Genomic DNA, 17,934 nt, shown 5'->3' on the forward strand with positions numbered 1-17,934 from the left:
TCTGCGAGAGGATCTAGGGCCGATGACAGACCGCACAAACAAATGGCAGTTCTGGGTGGACCGGGGCGGCACCTTCACGGATCTGGTGGGCCGCGCGCCCGACGGACAGCTGGTGACGACCAAGCTTTTGTCGGAAAAACCCGAATCCTACGCCGATGCGGCCATCGAGGGGATTCGCCGCCTGATGGATGTCCGCGACTTCCCCGCAGGCTCCATCGACGCCGTCAAAATGGGCACGACCGTCGCCACCAACGCTCTGCTGGAGCGGAAGGGCACGCCCACGCTGCTGCTGATCACCGAGGGATTCGCCGATCTCCTGCGCATCGGCACGCAGGCCCGGCCCCGGCTTTTCGACCTCGCCATCCGCCTGCCGCAGGCGATCTACGCGCAGGTCGCGGAACTGCCCGAACGCCTCGCCGCAGACGGAACGGTGCTCAAGGCGCTGGACGAGGACGCCACCCGCGCCGCGCTTCAGTCCGCCTACGACGACGGTCTCCGCTCCGTCGCCATCGCCGGGATGCACGGCTACCTGAATCCCGATCACGAACTCCGCGCCGCCGAGATCGCGAAAGAGGTGGGCTTCACCCAGATCACCCCGTCGCATCAGGCCAGCGCGCTGATCAAGCTGGTTTCGCGCGGCGACACCGCCGTGATCGACGCCTACCTTTCGCCCGTCCTGCGCCGCTATGTGGATCAGGTCGCCTCGGCCCTCGATCTGGGCGAAGGCGGCGCCTGCGAACGGCTGTTCTTCATGCAGTCCTCAGGCGGCCTGACCGACGCCGCGCTGTTCCAGGGCCGCGACGCGATCCTGTCGGGCCCGGCGGGCGGCGTCGTCGGCATGGTCCGCACCGCCGAGGCGGCGGGGTTCGACCGGCTGATCGGCTTCGACATGGGCGGCACCTCGACCGACGTCTGCCATTACGCGGGGGCCTACGAACGCAGCTTCGAGACCGAGGTCGCGGGCGCCCGGATGCGCGCGCCGATGATGGACATCCACACGGTCGCGGCGGGCGGCGGTTCGATCCTCAACTTCCGTGAAGGCCGCTACCAGGTCGGCCCCGAATCCGCCGGTGCGGACCCCGGCCCCGCCTGCTACCGCAGGGGCGGGCCGCTGACCGTCACCGACTGCAACGTCATGCTGGGCAAGCTGTCGCCCGCCCACTTCCCCGCCGTTTTCGGACCTGACGGCGACGAGCCGCTCGACGCCGACATCGTGCGCGAGAAGTTCGAGGCGCTGGCGCAGGAGATTGCCTCGGCCACCGGCCAGCCCGCCCTGTCGCCTGAGGATACCGCCGCCGGTTTCCTCCGCATCGCCGTCCAGAACATGGCGCAGGCGATCAAGAAGATCAGCGTCGAGCGCGGCTATGACGTCACCCGCTACACGCTCAACTGCTTCGGCGGCGCGGGCGGCCAGCACGCCTGCCTCGTGGCCGACGCGCTCGGGATGAAAAGCGTCTTCGTGCACCCCTATGCTGGCGTCCTGTCGGCCTTCGGCATGGGCCTCGCCGACATCCGCGCCACCCGCGAAGCACAGTTCGGACAGCCGCTGGACAACACCGCCGATGCGAAAACCCGCATCGACGCGATGGCGCAGGAGGCACAGGCCGAGGTCGCCAAGCAAGGCATCGACGCCGGCCAGATCCGCACCGAGGCCCGCGCGCACCTGCGGTACAAGGGCAGCCACCAGACGCTCGACATCCCCTTCGGCACCGCCAAGGAGATGCACAGGGCGTTCAACGACCTGCACTCCACGCGCTTCGGCTTCGCCTCGCCCGACCGCGACCTGCTGATCGAGATGCTGACGGTCGAGGCCATTGGCGAAACCGACGACGCGCAGGCCCCGGCGCCCGAGGGCCGCGCCGACTTCGCCCCCGCCGCCACCCTGCCCGTGGTCATGAACGGTGAAACCCACGACGCGCCGCTCTACGTCCGCGACGACCTGCCTGCGGGCGCGTCGGTCGACGGCCCGGCGATCATCACCGAATCCACCGGGACCAACGTGATCGAACCCGGCTGGTCCGCCCGGATTGACGCGGCGGGCAACCTGATCCTCGACCGAACGCAGGCCCGCGCCCGTGAAACCGCGCTCGGGACCGAGGCCGATCCGATCCTGCTGGAGGTATTCAACAACCTCTTCATGTCGATCGCCGAACAGATGGGCGCGACGCTGAGGAACACCGCCTATTCGGTGAACATCAAGGAGCGGCTGGATTTCTCCTGCGCCCTGTTCGACGCCGAGGGCAACCTCGTCGCCAACGCGCCGCACGTGCCAGTCCACCTCGGCTCCATGTCCGACTCGGTCCGCACCGTCGCCCGCCTGAACGCGGGCAACATCCGGCCCGGCGATGCCTACATGCTGAACAACCCGTTCAACGGCGGCACGCACCTGCCCGACGTGACGGTCATCACCCCGGTCTTCGACAAGGCGGGCGAGGAGATCCTGTTCTGGGTCGGCTCGCGCGGCCACCACGCCGACATCGGGGGCCGCACCCCGGGCTCCGCCCCGCCGGACTCGCGCCATATCGAGGAAGAGGGCGTCGTGATCGACAACTTCCTGCTGGTCCGAGGCGGCAAGCTCCTGGAGGAAGAGACCCGCGCCCTGCTCGGCTCGGGCCGCTACCCCTGCCGGAACGTGAACGACAACCTCGCCGATCTCGAGGCGCAGGTCGCTGCCAACTCCACCGGCATCGCCGAAGTGAACCGGATGATCGACACCTTCGGGCGCGAGACGGTGCTGGCCTACATGGCCCATGTGCAGGCCAATGCCGAAGCTTCCGTGCGCCATGTGATCGGCTCGCTCAGGGACGGCGACTGCACCTATCCGCTCGACGACGGCTCGCAGATAAGGGTGAAGATCACCGTGGACCGCGAGGCGGGCGAGGCGACGCTCGACTTCACCGGCACCAGCGACCAGCACCCGATGAACTACAACGCGCCGCGCTCGATCACGATGGCGGTGACGCTCTATGTCTTCCGGACGCTCGTGGGGCGCGACATCCCGATGAACGAGGGCTGCCTGAAGCCGCTCCGCCTGATCCTGCCCGAAGGCTCGATGATCAACCCGGTCCACCCGGCCGCCGTCATTTCGGGCAACACCGAGGTGTCGCAGGCCATCGCGGACTGCCTGTTCGGGGCGCTCGGGGTGATCGCGGGCAGCCAGGGGACGATGAACAACTTCGTCTGGGGCAACGCGCGGTTCCAGAATTACGAGACCATCGCCGGCGGCACCGGCGCGGGGCCGGAGTTCGACGGGGCCTCGGGGGTGCATTCGCACATGACCAACACCCTGATGACCGACCCGGAGGTGCTGGAAACCCGCTTCCCCGTCCGGGTGGAGCGGATGGCGATCCGCAAGGGCTCGGGCGGCGACGGCAGGCATCACGGCGGCGACGGGATCCACCGGATCGTCCGGTTCCTCGACGACGTCACGGTCACGACGCTGTCCTCGCACCGCAAGGTCCCGCCGCCGGGCGGCGACGGCGGCGCGCCGGGCGCCTGCGGCGAGAACGCGGTTCTGCGCGGGGACGGATCGCGCGAGGTGGTGCCGGGGAATTCGGAATCCAGCCTGAAGGCAGGCGATGCGTTCGAAATGCTGACGCCCGGTGGCGGTGGCTGGGGGACCGGCGGGTCGCGGTGACACGGCGTCTGCCGAGAAAGGGAACGCGCCGTCCGGGCATCGAGCCCGGACGGCGCGGCCTCCGGCGGGAGTTTATCCGGCCAGATGAAGCGGGTGGATTGCCCTTGTGCCTGCCGTTCGTGCGGGTTTGATGGCGCGGTCTTCGGAGGTGCGCGGTGGAACTGATCGAACTGAGCCCGGCGGTGCTGGCGGTGACCTGGGCGGCGGTCGTGCTGATCGCCTTCGTCAAGGGCGCCTTTGGCGGCGGGCTGGCGATGGTCGGGATACCGGTGATGTCGCTGGCCATGGATCCGCTCGTAGCAGGCGCGGTGCTGGCGCCGCTGTTCCTTGTCATGGACGCCTGCGCCCTGTTGGTCTGGCGCCCGTCGACATGGTCGCGCCGCGAGGTGGTGCCGATCCTGCCCGCCATGCTGGCCGGGACGGTGGCGGGGACGTTCCTGCTGGCGGTGCTGGATCACCGGGCGATCTCGGTCCTGCTGGGGATCGTGAGTATCGCGTTCTTCCTGCTCTGGTTGCGCGGATCGGGCCGGGCGCGGCATGATCATTCGACACCGGGCGCGATGGCGGCGGGGTTCGGATCGGGCGTGACGTCCATGGTGGCCCATGCGGGCGGGCCGCCGCTGGCGATCTACCTGCTGGGGCTGGGCCTGCCCAAGGGCGTCTACGCGGGCACCACCAGCATCGTCTTCACCATCGGCAACATCGCCAAGGTCGCGCCATGGCTGTGGCTGAAGCCGCCGACCGCGCCGATGCTGTGGCTGATGGCCGCCGCCGCGCCGGTGATCCCGCTGGCGATCTGGGCCGGGTGGCGGCTGCACAACCGGCTGGACCAGGCGACGGTCTATCGCCTGTGCTACGGCCTGCTGGCGCTGGCGGGGGTCAAGCTGCTCTGGGACGGGATCGGCGGCTACCTGTGAGCCGTCAGGCGAAGTAGTCGCGCAGGATCCGGGTGTAGATGCGTTTGAGCTGACGGATCTGGTCGACCGGCACCCGTTCGTCGACCTGGTGCATGGTCTGGCCGACGAGGCCGAATTCCACCACCGGGCAGTGATCCTTGACGAAGCGCGCATCCGAGGTGCCGCCGGTGGTCGACAGGACCGGGACGACGTTCGTCTCGGCGGCCACCGATTTCGACACGAGGTCCGACAGCGCGCCCGGCGGGGTGAGGAAGCTTTCGCCCGTCACCTTCACGCGCATCTCGATCTTGAGGTCGAAGTCCTTCGCCACGCGGTCCGCCTCGTCCTGCATCCACTTCGACAGGCTGCCGCTGGAGTGCATGTCGTTGAAGCGGATGTTGACCGCCGCGCGGCACTGGGCCGGGATCACGTTGGTCGCCGCGTTGCCGGTGTCGAACTGCACGACGGCGAGGGTGGAGGCGTCGAAGTGGTCGTTGCCCTCGTCCAGCGTGTGCGAGGCGAGGCGGTCCATCAGCCGGGCCATCGCGGGGAGCGGGTTCCTGGCGCGGTGCGGATATGCTGAATGGCCCTGCACGCCGGTCGCGGTGAAAAAGGCGGTGACCGAGCCGCGGCGGCCGATCTTCATCATCTCGCCCATGTTCTCCGGGCAGGTCGGCTCGCCCACGAGGCAGACCGACATCGCCTCGTCATTGGCTTTCATCCAGTCCAGCAGGGCGACGGTGCCGTCGGTGGCGTCGCCCTCCTCGTCCCCGGTGATCGTCAGGATGACCGCCCCGTCCGGCGGTGTGGCGCGGGTGAAGTCGATCGCCGCGGCGGCAAAGGCGGCGACGCCGGATTTCATGTCGGTCGCGCCCCGGCCCCAGAGCATGCCGTCCTTTTCCACCGCTCCGAACGGATCGACGGTCCAGGCGGCTGCGTCCCCGACTGGCACGACATCGGTGTGCCCGTTGAACCCGAAGGTCCGCGCAGCGCCTTTCGCGCCCCAGCGGGCGAAGAGGTTGGAGGTGACGCCGCGGTCGACACGGGTGCAGTCGAACCCGGCTTCCGACAAAAGCTTTTCGAGCAAGACCAGCGCGCCGCCCTCGTCCGGCGTCACGGAGGGGCAGCGGATCAGGTCGGCGGTCAGCGCGACGGGATCGGTCTGGGGGTGCTCGGCGGTCATGACTTCGGATCCTCGACTGGGGCTCCGGTCAGACCTAGCCCAGCGGCGAAAAGAGCGGAAGGGGCGTCACGCCTTGTCGAAGAACGGCGTCATCTGCGCGACGATGACCGAGTTCTCTTGCAGCGCACGCTCCATCAACGCGCGCTCGTCCTCGTCGATCTCGTGCCCCTCGGCCAGTCTTTCGTCCAGCGTGCCGTAGCCCGAGACGTCGAGCGGGTTCATGTCAGCCTGCTTGAGGATCGCCACCGTCTCGCGCACCGCCTCGGCTTCGTCCACGCCCGAGGCGTAGCACATCAGCGCCGCGCCGGTCGCGCCCTTGGGCAAACCGTCCCCGGCCTTGCGCCCCACCTCGACGAGGAGGGTGTAGACCTGCTGTTTCTTCTTCGGCTTGTCGTCCTTGGACATGGCTGCCCCCGCGGTGTCTGATCGGTGGTGCACCTTTCAGAAACCGCGGGGGCTGTCGAGTCCCACGATGATCGCGCCGTCAGGCGCGCCGGATCGCCCGGTAGCCCGCGATCAGCAGGCAGGCACCGATGATGCCGATGATCAGCTGCCCGATCCAGCCGCCGAGCGTGGCGCCGAGGATGGTGATCAGCAGGAAGTTCAGGACGACCGCCCCGATGATCCCGAGGATGATGTTGGTCAGCAGACCGTGGTCCGCCTTCATGATCTTTTCCGCGATCCAGCCCGCGAGGGCGCCGACGATGATCGCCGCGATCCAGCCCAGTCCTTCCATGATGGTCTCCTGTATCCATGCCCATACTGGGCCTTCGCGTGTCAACGGCGCGCGGGGGCGCGAAGTTCCGAAGCCACTGCGCATCCGTGAAGAAATCATTTCGTCCCTTCACCCCGCCCGGACCTGTGGCAGGCTGCGCGTCACCAGCAAAAGGAGACGACGACATGGCAGACGCAGCCGAGCGCGACCCGGACGGGCAGATTTCCGTCGAACGCAGGGGGTCCATCCTGCTGATCGGCCTCGACCGGCCGGAAAAGCTGAACGGGCTGACCCCGACGATGTTCCGGCAGTTGCAGGACGCCTACGAGCTACTGGACGAGGATGACGACCTGCGCTGCGGTGTGGTCTTCGGACATGGCGGGCACTTCACCGCCGGGCTCGACCTGCCCAAGATCGCCGCGATGTGGAAGGAAAAGAAGAACCACGTCACCAAGGACCGGATCGACCCCTACGCCCGCTGGCGGCGCTGCAAGAAGCCTGTGATCGCCGCCGTTCAGGGCATCACCTACACCGCCGGGATCGAACTGATGCTGGGGGCGGACATCGTGATCGCCGCCGACGACTGCCGTTTCGCCCAGATCGAGGCCAAGCGCGGGATCATCCCCGGCGGCGGCGCGATCCAGCGCTTCATCGAGCGGGCGGGCTACGGCAACGCCATGATGCTGCTGCTGCCCACGCCCGAGATCGGCGCGGCCGAAGCACACAGGCTTGGGCTGGTGCAGGAGGTCGTGCCCGCCGGGACCGAGGTCGACCGCGCGCTGGAGATCGCCGAGGCGATCGGCAAGAACGCCCCCCTGGCCGTTCAGGCGATCCTCGAGGCCGGGCGCGTCTTCCAGCGCAGCGGCGAGCGCGCGGTGATCGAGTGGATCGACGAGAAACAGCGCGCCATCCGCCAGACCAAGGACGCGGCCGAGGGCGTCGCATCCTTCCGGGAAAAGCGGGAGCCGCGGTTCACCGGGGAATAACCCCGCCGAATGCCGGAGCGCGGCCCCCCGCGCCCCGGCGGACAGGCATCAGCCGCGCCGCGCCGCGTCGATGGTCGCGACGTCGATCTTCCGCATCTGCATCATCGCCTCGAACGCCCGCTTCGCCTCGTCGCCGCCCGCCGCCAGCGCCTCGGTCAGGGTGCGCGGGGTGATCTGCCAATTGATGCCCCAGCGGTCCTTGCACCACCCGCAGGCGCTTTCGGCGCCGCCGTTGCCGACAATGGCGTTCCAGTAGCGGTCGGTTTCCGCCTGGTCGTCGGTGGCGATCTGGAACGAAAAGGCCTCGGTATGCGGGAAGATCGGGCCGCCGTTCAGGCCGAGGCAGGGGATGCCGAAGACCGTGAACTCGACCGTCAGCACATCGCCCTTCTTGCCGGAGGGAAAGTCGGCGGGCGCGCGGTGAACCGCACGGACGGCGCTGTCCGGAAAGTGCTCGGCATAGAAGTTGGCGGCCGCCTCGGCCTCGCTGTCGTACCAGATGCAGATGGTGTTCTTGGGGGTCATGGATCCGGGCCTCGCCTTGATATGTTGAATATCAACCTAGCGTCGCGATCCGATTCTGCCAGCCCCAACTCGGGGATCGGCGGACCCGCGCCATTCAGACGATCCGGGAACGCCAACGCAAAAGGCCCGCGTCCATGACGCGGGCCTTTGATAGACGTCGCCGGGCGGGGATCAGTCCCGCAGCAGCTCGTTGATCGAGGTCTTGGACCGGGTCTTTTCATCCACCGTCTTCACGATCACCGCGCAGTAGAGGTTCACCCCGTTCGACGAGGGCAGCGAGCCCGAGACGACGACGGAATAGGGCGGCACCTCGCCATAGAAGGTCTCGCCCGTCTCGCGGTTGAAGATCTTGGTCGACTGGCCGAGGAACACGCCCATGCCCAGCACCGAGCCTTCGCGGACGATCACGCCCTCGACCACCTCGGAGCGGGCGCCGATGAAGCAGTTGTCCTCGATGATCGTCGGATTGGCCTGCATCGGTTCCAGCACCCCGCCGATGCCGACGCCGCCGGACAGGTGCACACCCTTGCCGATCTGCGCGCAGGAGCCGACCGTCGCCCATGTGTCGACCATCGTGCCCTCGTCGACATAGGCGCCGAGGTTCACGAAGGACGGCATCAGCACCACGTTCTTGGCGATGAATGCCGACTTGCGGACGACGCAGTTCGGCACGGCGCGGAAACCGGCGGCCTTCCACTGGTTGTCGCCCCAGCCCTCGAACTTGCTGTCGACCTTGTCCCACCAGCCGCCGCCCTGCGGGCCGCCCGACTGCTGTTCCATGTCCTTCAGACGGAAACCGAGCAGCACCGCCTTCTTGGCCCACTGGTGCACGTGCCATTTGCCGTCCACCTGCTTTTCCGCGACACGGAGCTGACCGCTGTCGAGCGCGTTCAGCGTGTCCTCGATCGCCTCGCGGGTCTCGCCCGTGGTGGCGGGGGTGATCTTGTCGCGGGCGTCCCATGCCGCTTCGATGGCGGTTTCGAGCTGGGCGAGGTTCATCGGGGGCTCTCCGGTCTGGAATTGCGTTCGCGGTGTCATAGCCAGCAAGGGGCCGGGTGACAATCGTCGCGTTTTCACGGCATCACGCGGAAAGCCTGAGCACAAGGTCCATCGCCGCTTCGCTGCGGGCCCGGCACGTGTCTGGATCAGGGGCGGGGATACGCGCCACCACGCGCCGGATCTGAAGATCGGCGACCAGCAGGGTGATGAAGAGTTCCGCCGCACGGGCGGGCGGCATCGCGCCCAGCACGCCGGTCGCCGCAAGTGCCGCGAAGGTCTCGGCGATCAGCGGCAGGACGAGGTCGCGCCCCTCTTCCGCGATGGCCCGCCCGAGCTCGCCGGACGGATCCGCGGCCGCAGCACGGTTCAGGGCGACGGCACGCGCGCCGGTCAGCATCGCCAGCAGTTCCGCGCCACCCACCCTCAGCGCCGCTTCCGGGTCCGCGCCGCCCGACAGCGCGGTGTCCAGGCGGGCCCGCACCTCTTGCGTGTTCAGTGTGACAAGTGCGCGGAACAGCCCCTGCTTGTCGCCATACCAGCGGTAGAGCGTTTCCATCGAGGCGCCGGCCTGCCTCGCGACGGCGGCCATCGTCGTGCCGTCGTAGCCCTTCTTCTCGAGCAGGTCGTAGGCGGCGGCTTCGATCTGTTCCTGCCTCCTGGCTCGGGCCTGTTCCTTCATGTCGCTCAACTCTGGAAAAACCTGTTGACGGAATCCGTAACCGTTATTACGTATATGAGCAACCGTAATGATGGTTACGGATTTGCAGCTTCTTCAACTGAGAGAGAACGATGACCGATTTTCACACCGACCGCCCCGTCTCGGCCGCGCTTGCGGCCCTCGTCCTTCTGCAACTCGTCATGCTCGGCGCGCTTTACGCCGGCGTGCCGCCGCATCCGCCTCAGGCGACACCCGTCTTCGGTATCGCACCCTTCCTCGGCGCCGCAGTGGCTGCCTGTGCCGCATCGCTGGTTCTGGGGACCGGCACGCGGGCCGGGCGGGGTCTGGCGGGGCTCGCCGCGCTCATGGCGCTGGCCTCGTTCGGGCCGCAGAAATACCTCGACGCACAGTTCCCGCTGATCTGGCCCGCCGTCATCGCGGCCCAGATCTCGGTGCTGACGATTGGCTATCGGCTCGTCCGTGCCCCTGCGCCGGACGGGCGGGCGAACGCCGCGCGTCTTGCCGCCTGACCCCGGTCATCACGCCGCGCCCGTTGCGAACCGGGCGCGGCGTCCGTTTTTTCGGCGCGCGGGCATGGTGGCCGGGGCGCTACGCGCTTAGAACACTCGGGACAACAGGACCGCCGACCAAGGAAGGGCGTCATGACCGAGGACCGCCAGAGCCACAGCCCCTTCCGCGATGCGGGCACCGACATCCGCACCGCGACCGAGGTGCCGGACACCCCGCAGACCCGTGCGCCTGCGTATCGTCTGGCCTTTGCCGACGACGATTTCCTGTGCCGCGACGAACTGCGTCCCGTCCGGCTGCAGCTGGAACTGCTGAAACCTCAGCTGGTGATGGACGAACGCGGGATCGAGTCGACGGTCGTCCTGTTCGGCGGCGCCCGCATCCCGCGGCCCGCGCTCAAGGAAAAGGCCCGCACCGAGACGCTGAAGGAACTGAGCAGGTTCTACGACGAGGCGCGGGTCTTTGCCCGGAAGATGACCGAGAAGTCGCTGGAGAGCTACGGCCGCGAATGGGTCATCTGCACCGGCGGCGGCCCCGGCGTCATGGAGGCGGGGAACCGTGGGGCCGACGATGCGGGCGGCCAGTCGATCGGGTTGAACATCGTCCTGCCGCACGAACAGGCGCCCAACGAATGGGTCACGCCGGACCTGTGCTTCAACTTCCACTACTTCGCCATCCGCAAGATGCATTTCCTGATGCGTGCCCGCGCGGTCTGCGTGTTCCCCGGCGGGTTCGGCACGCTGGACGAGATGTTCGAGGCGCTGACGCTGATCCAGACCGGCCGGATGGAGCGGGTGCCCTTCCTGCTGTTCGGTCGCGCGTTCTGGGACAAGATCATCAACTGGGAGGCGCTGGCGGATGCCGGGACGATCTCGGACGAGGATCTGAAGCTGTTCCGGTTCGTCGAAACGGCGGACGAGGCCATCGCCGCGATCGACACGTGGGAGGGCGCGGGCGAAAAGCGGCGCCACATTCCGGGCCGGGACAACTGACCGGACACAGCTTCGGTTTTTCCGCCGTCCCCCTGCCCCCGGCGACCGGTCACGCCGCGTCGGCCAGTTCGCTTTCGATCATCCGCCGGATCTGCTTGCGCTCGGACCGGCTGGCCACCTGCTTGGTGTCGGGGCCTATCGGGATGACCTCCCACGGGTCGGTGCCGGTGTCGATCCGGTAGGTGCGCTTCGCCGCGATCTCCAGGTCGTCGCCGCCGAAGGCCGCGATCACTAGGATCTCCATGCTCTCGATCTGGTCCGGCTCGGACATCAGGTCGCCCGGACAGTCGTCCGACATCTCGGCCGTGATCTCGAGCATGTTGCGGAAGGTGCCCATGCTCATGAACCCGCCGCGCGACAGGGGGCCCTGGCTGGTGATCCCCCGCGGACGTTCGTCGCCCGCCGACTTCTGCAGCAGGTCGCGGTCGGTGATGGTGGCGGAGCATGCGCCCCCGGCATGGTGGATCGTGCAGAACACGTTCTGCGGATAGACCGGCTGTTCGCTCATGTTCGACACGAGGCAGAGCGAGTCGACATCCGACCCGGTGCCCCGGTTGATGATCAGCCGCGGCTTGCGGGCGCGCAGGTAGGTCATCAGGAAAAGCTGCAGGTAGGCGACCCACACGAAGAACATGCCGAGGTTCACGGCAAAGTTCAGTGCGCCACTGTGGTTGGCGATCCAGTCCATCTGCCCGCCCTCCTTTCGCTGCGGTCAGGCGGTGAACACATGCGCGCCGGGGAGGTTCCAGCGCGTCTGGCCGGCATTTCCCCCGATGACGCCGCCCCGCCCGCGTGATAGTCCAGCGGACATGAGCACCCTGCCCACCAAGGAAGAGATCCTCCAGTGGATCGCCGACAACCCGACCCTGACCGCCAAGCGCGACATCGCCAAGGCGTTCGGGATCAAGGGCGCGGCCCGCATCGACCTCAAGCGCACGCTGAAGGAGCTGGAGGCCGAGGGGCATCTGGAGAAGCGGAAGAAGACCTACCGCGACCCCGAAAGCCTGCCGCCCGTTTCGGTCCTGCTGGTCAACGGCCCGAACGATGACGGCGACCTGACCGCCCGCCCGCTGGAATGGCAGGGCGAAGGGGTGGAGCCGAAGGTGCTGCTGCTGCCCCGCGCCTCGGATCCGGCGCTTGGCGAGGGCGACCGCATCCTCGCCCGCCTGACCCGCATTCCCGGCGGCGATCACCATTACGAAGCGCGGCTGATCCGGCGCATCGGCACCTCGCCCCGCAAGATCCTCGGCATCTTCCGCAAGGGGGCCGAGGGCGGGCGGATCATGCCGATCGACAAGGGCGCGGACCTCGAATGGATGGTGCCGCCCGGCGCGCTGCACGGCGCGAAGGACGGCGAACTGGTCGAGGCGGAACAGTCCGGCCCCAAGGCCCGGATGGGCCTGCCGCGCGCCCGTATCGTCGCCCGGCTGGGCGATCCGACCGAACCGCGCTCGGTCTCGCTGATCGCGATCCACCAGCACGGGATTCCCGACGATTTCCCCGACGCGGTTCTGGCCGAGGCCGACAGCATCAAGCCCGCCGGGCTGAAGGGCCGCGAGGACCTGCGCGACCTGCCGCTGCTGACCATCGACCCCTCGGACGCGCGCGACCGCGACGACGCGGTGCTGGCGCAGCCCGACGACGATCCCAAGAACCCCGGCGGCCACATCCTGTGGGTCGCCATCGCCGACGTCGCCCATTACGTGACCCCCGGTTCCGCGCTGGACCGCGAGGCGCGCAAGCGTGGCAACTCCACGTATTTCCCCGACCGCGTCGTGCCGATGCTGCCCGACCGGCTGTCCGGCGATCTGTGTTCGCTGCACGAGGACGTGCCGCGCGCCTGTGTCGCCGTCCGGATGAAGCTGGACGCGCAGGGCAAGAAGCTGTCGCACGACTTCCACCGGGGACTGATGCGCTCCGTCGCGTCGCTGGCCTACGAAGACGTGCAGGACGCGCTCGACGGCAACCCGAACGACAAGACCGCGCCGCTGCTCGAGACGGTGCTGAAACCGCTCCACGACGCCTATCTCGCGCTGAACCACGCGCGTGAGCTGCGCCAGCCGCTGCACCTCGACCTGCCCGAGCGGCGGATCGTGCTGTCGGAGGACGGCAAGGTCGTTTCGGTGAACTTCAAGGACCGCCTCGACGCGCACAAGCTGATCGAGGAATTCATGGTCCTCGCCAACGTCGCGGCCGCCGAAACGCTGATCGCGAAGAAGTCGCCGCTGCTGTTCAGGGTCCACGAGGAGCCCAAGACCGAAAAGATCGACGCCCTGCGCGAGACGGCTCAGGCGGCGGGCTTCAACCTCGCCAAGGGGCAGGTGCTGCACACCCGCCAGATCAACCGCCTGCTGGACGATGCGGCGGGGACGGAACATGCCGAGCTGATCAACATGTCGACGCTGCGGTCGATGACACAGGCGTATTATTCCCCCGAGAACTTCGGCCACTTCGGCCTCGCCCTGCAGAACTACGCGCATTTCACCTCGCCGATCCGGCGCTATTCCGACCTGATCGTGCACCGCGCGCTGGTTTCGGCCCATGGCTGGGGCAAGGACGGCCTGTCGCCGGACGAGGTCGAGAGGCTGGAACAGACCGCGCAGCACATCTCCGAGACCGAGCGCCGGTCGATGGCCGCCGAGCGGGACACGACCGACCGCTACCTTGCCGCCTACCTGTCGGAACGCGTGGGCGACGAACTGACCGGCCGCATCTCTGGCATCGCCCGCTTCGGCGCTTTCGTCCGGCTGGACGAGACCGGGGCGGACGGGCTGATCCCGATGCGCAACCTCGGCGGCGAGTATTTCCACTACGACCGCGAGGGCGAGACCCTGATGGGCGCCGACAGCGGCATCCTGATCGCCCCCGGCCAGCGCGTGACCGTCCGGCTGGCACAGGCCGCACCGGTGACGGGCGGGCTGGAGCTGGAGCTGCTGGCGCTCGACGGCAAGGCGACCCCGCGCGGTCCGCAGCGGGGCCGGTCGCGGCCACAGCGCCGCAAGCTTGAGGCGTCGAAGAAGAAGGGCGCCAAGATCAAGCGCAAGGTCACCCGCAACCGCCGCTAGCGGCGCAGGTGATAAGTCAGCGCGTGGCGGATCAGCTGTGCGTGACGCGGCGGGTCGATGTCGGCGGCGGTCTGGAAATGGACCCCGCGCGTGCCCTCGATCCGGTCCAGTCCAGGAAATGCCGCCGCGAAATCGGGGATGATCGACGTCCGGCAATGCGCGTAGAGCGCGAAGCCACCGGGCGTGACGCCGAGGCGCAGGGTGGATCCGGATTTCGTGTCCGGCGTCAGGTAGGCCAACTGGTTCCAGCGCAGCGCCTCGTCGAGTCGACCGACGCCGGGCGTTTCCGACGCGACGGAGAGAATCAGGCGGCGCAGGGTCATCAGCCCGGTCCGCGCGGGTTCGGGGGCGTTTTGGAAATATGCAGCAACGTCGGTGCGATCAAAGCTTTCGTCCAGCATGTCTTCCTCCTCATGCGCGGCAATATGCCGGAACGCTGGTGACACCATTGCGTCAGTTGCATATCCGCCAGTCCGGATTCTCTCATGACCACGGACAGGGCGCGATGCTTTCGATTTGGAAACAATCGGAGTATTGTTAGCGAAAAATAAACCGCACGAGCAGACGGTGGTGACATGAGGCAGGCACTTTTCACGGCAATTGCGATTCCATTTCTGGCGGGGACGGCCCTTGCCGGTCCCACGGACACCAGCCAGCGGCCCGAGGCGCGGCCGAAATCGCTGGAAATCGTCGCGCGCGCCGCGCAGGCGATCGACGCGGCGACCCGGCTGGACACCTCGCTGACCGCGCCCGCCCCGAAACCGGCGGTCCGGCGCGACACGATCACCGTCACGCGCAGCCTGCGGCCCCGGCTGCGGCCCGACGCACGGGCGGTGGCCGTCGCCGTTCAATCCGCCAAGCCCGAGGTTCCGGCGATCCGCCAGACCGAGCCGAACGCAGGTTTCGACATATGGGTCCGCGGCTTCCGCGCCCGCGCGATGGCGCAGGGCATCAGCGCCGCGACGCTCGACGCCGCTTTCTCGCATGCCGGGTTCCTGCCCGAGGTCATCCGCCGCGACCGGAACCAGACCGAATTCACACTGTCCGTCGGCCAGTACCTGGGCCGCGCGGCGTCCGACAGCCGGGTCACCAACGGTCGCGCCAGCCTTTCGGCGCAGCGGTCGACCCTGCGTGCGGTCGAGGCGAAATACGGCGTGCCGGCGCAATACGTTACCGCCGTCTGGGGGATGGAGAGCAATTACGGCGCGAACCGGGGCGATACGCATCTGATCTCGGCCCTCGCGACGCTGGCCTATGAAGGTCGGCGCGGCGCGTTCTTCGAGGAACAGCTGATCGCGGCGCTCAAGATCCTGCAGCACGGCGACACGACCGAGGACAAGATGATGGCGAGCTGGGCCGGGGCCATGGGGCACACCCAGTTCATCCCGACCTCCTACCTTGCCTACGCGGTTGACCACACCGGCGACGGCAAGCGTGACATCTGGTCCGAGGATCCGGCCGACGCGCTGGCCTCCACCGCCGCCTACCTTGCGAATGCCGGCTGGATCGCAGGGCAGCCCTGGGGTGTCGAGGTGGCGCTGCCGCCGAATTTCGACTTTGCCAAGGCCGGGGACAAGCGAATGCCGTCCGAATGGGCCAAGCTCGGCGTAAAGGACGTGATCGGCCGTGCCGTGCCGGATTACGGCAGCGCGCGGCTGCTGCTGCCCGCCGGTGCGGACGGCGTGGCCTTCCTCGTTTTCAAGAACTTCGACGTGATCAAGCGCTACAACAACTCCGATGCCTATGCGCTCGGGGTCGGGCATCTGGGCGACCGGATCGCGGGCGGCGGCGCCTTTGCCGGGACCTGGCCCGAGGGCGAACGCTCGCTGAAACGTGCCGAGCGGGAAGAGTTGCAGACGCTGCTGACGCGGCGCGGCTATTCCACCGGCGGCGTGGACGGCTGGATCGGCGGCAACACCATCGCCGCGATCCGTGCCTACCAGATGGCGTCGGGGCTGGATGCGGACGGCTATCCGTCGGTGCACCTGCTCAAACGCCTGAGGAACTGAACCGGCAGTCCGATACGGACCGAAGCCGGGTGGCAGACGCGCGGGCCGGACCGCGGGGACAGTGATGAACGGTATGCGGGGCGGTTGACTGACCGCCCCCTCGCCATTTCGGGGCGGGAAACGCGCGGCAGAGACGTTTCGCCCGGATACCTCGCAGACCGGAGAGAGCCACTCAGCCGCAAATCCGACACTTGGTTTTCGCCGGCGGCCGCAGCGGATACTGGATGGGACCTTGTGGCAGCGCCAGAAATGGACGCCACGCCAGGTCGTTCACCCGACGTCGGTCCCGGCGCACGCAGATGCGCCGCCCCTGCCTCTCAGGGGATCAGCTTGCCCGGATTCATGATCCCGTTCGGGTCGAGCGCCGCCTTGATCGCCCGCATCGCCTCCAGCGCGACGGGCGGTTTGCGGCGGGCCATGGAGTTCAGCTTGAACGTCCCGATCCCGTGCTCAGCCGAGAAGCTGCCGCGCATGTCGGTCACGATCTCCTCGATCGCCTCGACCATGCGGTCATGCGCTGCCGGGTCGGTCGAGCCCGGCCAGACGGTGTAATGGATGTTGCCGTCGCCCAGATGCGCCACGATCGACCGGTCCGCACCGGGATCGACCTGCGCCAGCACCGCGTCCGCACGGGTCAGGAACTCACCCACCCGGTCCAGTTCAACGGCGATGTCGTTGGTCACGCGCGGCTTGCGGGTGGCGGCGACCTCGGCCGCGGCCTCGCGCCGGGCCCACATCACCTTGCGCTGCGCCTCGGACCGGGCGACGACCGCGTCCAGCAGCAGGCCCTGCTCCATGTAGTCCGCGAGGATCTCCTCGAAACGCGCGACCAGCGGCACCTCGCCATCCGGCCCCGGTGTGCAATCGCGCGGCGCGGTCGCGCCAAGCTCCATCATCACTGTCACATCGTAACCCCGGTCAAAGGGCATGCCGTGTTCGGGGTGGATGTCGGCGTAGTTGCGGCAGTAGTCGCCCGGCATGAACTCGCAGGCCTCGACCGCACCGCCGGTATCCTCCTGCACCTGGTTCAGCAGGCGCAGTGCGGTCGGCAGGTCGGGCAGCGCCAGCATGGCCGTCGCATAGGCCCGTGGCTTGGGGTAGAGCTTGACCACCGCGGTGGTGATGATCCCCAGCGTCCCCTCGGCCCCCATCATCAGGTGCCGCAGGTCGTAGCCCGAGTTGTTCTTGTGCAGCCCGTTCATCAGGTCCAGCACCTCGCCCGAGGGCAGGACCGCCTCGATCCCCAGCACCAGATCACGGGCATTGCCGTAACGCAGCACGTTCGAGCCGCCCGCATTGGTCGACAGGAACCCGCCCACCATGGCCGAGCCGCGCGCCCCGAAGGTCAGCGGAAAGACCAGCCCGTGCTGTTCGACCGTCTCGTGCAGTTTCGACAGGACCACACCTGCCTCGACCACGGCGACCCGCGCCTCGGGGCGGATGTCGCGGACGCGGTTCAGCCGGTCGAGCGATATGACCAGCGCCCCTTCGGCCACCGTCGCCCCGGTCAGCCCGGTCCGCCCGCCTGCGGGGACAACCGGCGTCCGCGTCTCGTTCGCCAGCCGGATCAGCGCGGCGACCTCGGCGGTGTCGGCGGGGCGGACGACGGCCATCGGCTGCGCCGTGACCTTGCCCGAGAAATCGGTGGCCCAGGGCGCGCAGTCCGCGCCGGTCAGCACGTATTTGTCGCCCACGACGGCGGTCAGACGGTCGATCATCGCAGGCTCCTCCCTTGCGTCCG

The 17,934-nt window shown here is 68.2% G+C and carries 16 protein-coding genes; 7 read left to right on the forward strand and 9 right to left on the reverse strand.

The annotated features are described in order from the left end of the window. Positions 1-22: 22 nt before the first annotated feature. Positions 23-3,637 carry a hydantoinase B/oxoprolinase family protein gene (locus ATO6_RS01605; protein WP_088622196.1) on the forward strand — a complete coding sequence of 1,205 codons (3,615 nt, stop codon included), beginning with the start codon at positions 23-25 and terminating at the stop codon, positions 3,635-3,637. Between the two features lie 155 nt (positions 3,638-3,792). Then, on the forward strand, positions 3,793-4,554 hold the full coding sequence (locus ATO6_RS01610) for a sulfite exporter TauE/SafE family protein (RefSeq protein ID WP_217898956.1): 762 nt from the start codon (positions 3,793-3,795) through the stop codon (positions 4,552-4,554). Between the two features lie 4 nt (positions 4,555-4,558). Here ATO6_RS01610 and dapE read toward each other — a convergent pair whose 3' ends face one another. From dapE to ATO6_RS01625, 3 genes are all read right to left on the reverse strand, one after another. Continuing rightward, complete coding sequence (gene dapE, locus ATO6_RS01615; RefSeq protein ID WP_088622197.1) at positions 4,559-5,716, reverse strand: succinyl-diaminopimelate desuccinylase; 1,158 nt, start codon at positions 5,714-5,716, stop codon at positions 4,559-4,561. 66 nt (positions 5,717-5,782) lie between these two features. Next, the gene (locus ATO6_RS01620) at positions 5,783-6,121 is read right to left on the reverse strand and encodes a hypothetical protein (protein ID WP_088622198.1); all 339 of its coding nucleotides are present in this window, start codon (positions 6,119-6,121) and stop codon (positions 5,783-5,785) included. 79 nt (positions 6,122-6,200) lie between these two features. Then, a complete protein-coding gene (locus ATO6_RS01625; protein WP_088622199.1) occupies positions 6,201-6,452 on the reverse strand; it encodes a GlsB/YeaQ/YmgE family stress response membrane protein in 252 nt (83 codons plus the stop codon). Between the two features lie 164 nt (positions 6,453-6,616). Between ATO6_RS01625 and ATO6_RS01630 the strand changes: the two genes are divergently transcribed. Then, complete coding sequence (locus ATO6_RS01630; protein ID WP_088622200.1) at positions 6,617-7,417, forward strand: crotonase/enoyl-CoA hydratase family protein; 801 nt, start codon at positions 6,617-6,619, stop codon at positions 7,415-7,417. A gap of 48 nt (positions 7,418-7,465) precedes the next feature. Here the strand turns inward: ATO6_RS01630 and ATO6_RS01635 are convergent, their stop codons facing one another. From ATO6_RS01635 to ATO6_RS01645, 3 genes are all read right to left on the reverse strand, one after another. Then, entirely contained in the window at positions 7,466-7,942 is a 477-nt protein-coding gene (locus ATO6_RS01635) for a VOC family protein (protein WP_088622201.1), read from the reverse strand. Between the two features lie 171 nt (positions 7,943-8,113). Further along, positions 8,114-8,941, reverse strand: coding sequence for a 2,3,4,5-tetrahydropyridine-2,6-dicarboxylate N-succinyltransferase (gene dapD / locus ATO6_RS01640; protein ID WP_088622202.1), 828 nt, complete (start codon positions 8,939-8,941; stop codon positions 8,114-8,116). An 82-nt stretch (positions 8,942-9,023) separates the two neighbouring features. Next, positions 9,024-9,620: a TetR/AcrR family transcriptional regulator gene (locus ATO6_RS01645; RefSeq protein ID WP_088622203.1), complete on the reverse strand. Its 597-nt coding sequence runs from the start codon at positions 9,618-9,620 to the stop codon at positions 9,024-9,026. Between the two features lie 110 nt (positions 9,621-9,730). Here ATO6_RS01645 and ATO6_RS01650 point away from each other — a divergent pair, with 110 nt between their 5' ends. Together ATO6_RS01650 and ATO6_RS01655 are read left to right on the forward strand one after the other, a co-directional pair. Then, entirely contained in the window at positions 9,731-10,129 is a 399-nt protein-coding gene (locus tag ATO6_RS01650; protein WP_088622204.1) for a hypothetical protein, read from the forward strand. 132 nt (positions 10,130-10,261) lie between these two features. Beyond that, positions 10,262-11,119: a TIGR00730 family Rossman fold protein gene (locus ATO6_RS01655; RefSeq protein WP_088622205.1), complete on the forward strand. Its 858-nt coding sequence runs from the start codon at positions 10,262-10,264 to the stop codon at positions 11,117-11,119. A 49-nt stretch (positions 11,120-11,168) separates the two neighbouring features. Here the strand turns inward: ATO6_RS01655 and ATO6_RS01660 are convergent, their stop codons facing one another. Next, the gene (locus ATO6_RS01660) at positions 11,169-11,807 is read right to left on the reverse strand and encodes a hypothetical protein (protein WP_088622206.1); all 639 of its coding nucleotides are present in this window, start codon (positions 11,805-11,807) and stop codon (positions 11,169-11,171) included. 121 nt (positions 11,808-11,928) lie between these two features. On the opposite strand from ATO6_RS01660, the gene rnr reads away from it, so the two are divergent. Next, entirely contained in the window at positions 11,929-14,184 is a 2,256-nt protein-coding gene (gene rnr / locus ATO6_RS01665; RefSeq protein WP_088622207.1) for a ribonuclease R, read from the forward strand. Here rnr and ATO6_RS01670 read toward each other — a convergent pair. After that, a complete protein-coding gene (locus ATO6_RS01670) occupies positions 14,181-14,585 on the reverse strand; it encodes a DUF1801 domain-containing protein (protein WP_088622208.1) in 405 nt (134 codons plus the stop codon). The two genes, rnr and ATO6_RS01670, sit on opposite strands and share 4 nt — an antisense overlap. Before the next feature lie 174 nt (positions 14,586-14,759). Here ATO6_RS01670 and ATO6_RS01675 point away from each other — a divergent pair, with 174 nt between their 5' ends. Beyond that, positions 14,760-16,193 (forward strand): lytic murein transglycosylase, encoded by a 1,434-nt coding sequence (locus ATO6_RS01675; RefSeq protein WP_088622209.1) that lies wholly within the window; start codon positions 14,760-14,762, stop codon positions 16,191-16,193. A 317-nt stretch (positions 16,194-16,510) separates the two neighbouring features. Here ATO6_RS01675 and ATO6_RS01680 read toward each other — a convergent pair whose 3' ends face one another. Next, positions 16,511-17,911 carry an FAD-binding oxidoreductase gene (locus ATO6_RS01680; protein ID WP_088622210.1) on the reverse strand — a complete coding sequence of 467 codons (1,401 nt, stop codon included), beginning with the start codon at positions 17,909-17,911 and terminating at the stop codon, positions 16,511-16,513. Positions 17,912-17,934 lie beyond the last annotated feature (23 nt).

The organism is Oceanicola sp. 22II-s10i (genome assembly GCF_002210105.1).
Classification (GTDB): domain Bacteria; phylum Pseudomonadota; class Alphaproteobacteria; order Rhodobacterales; family Rhodobacteraceae; genus Pseudooceanicola.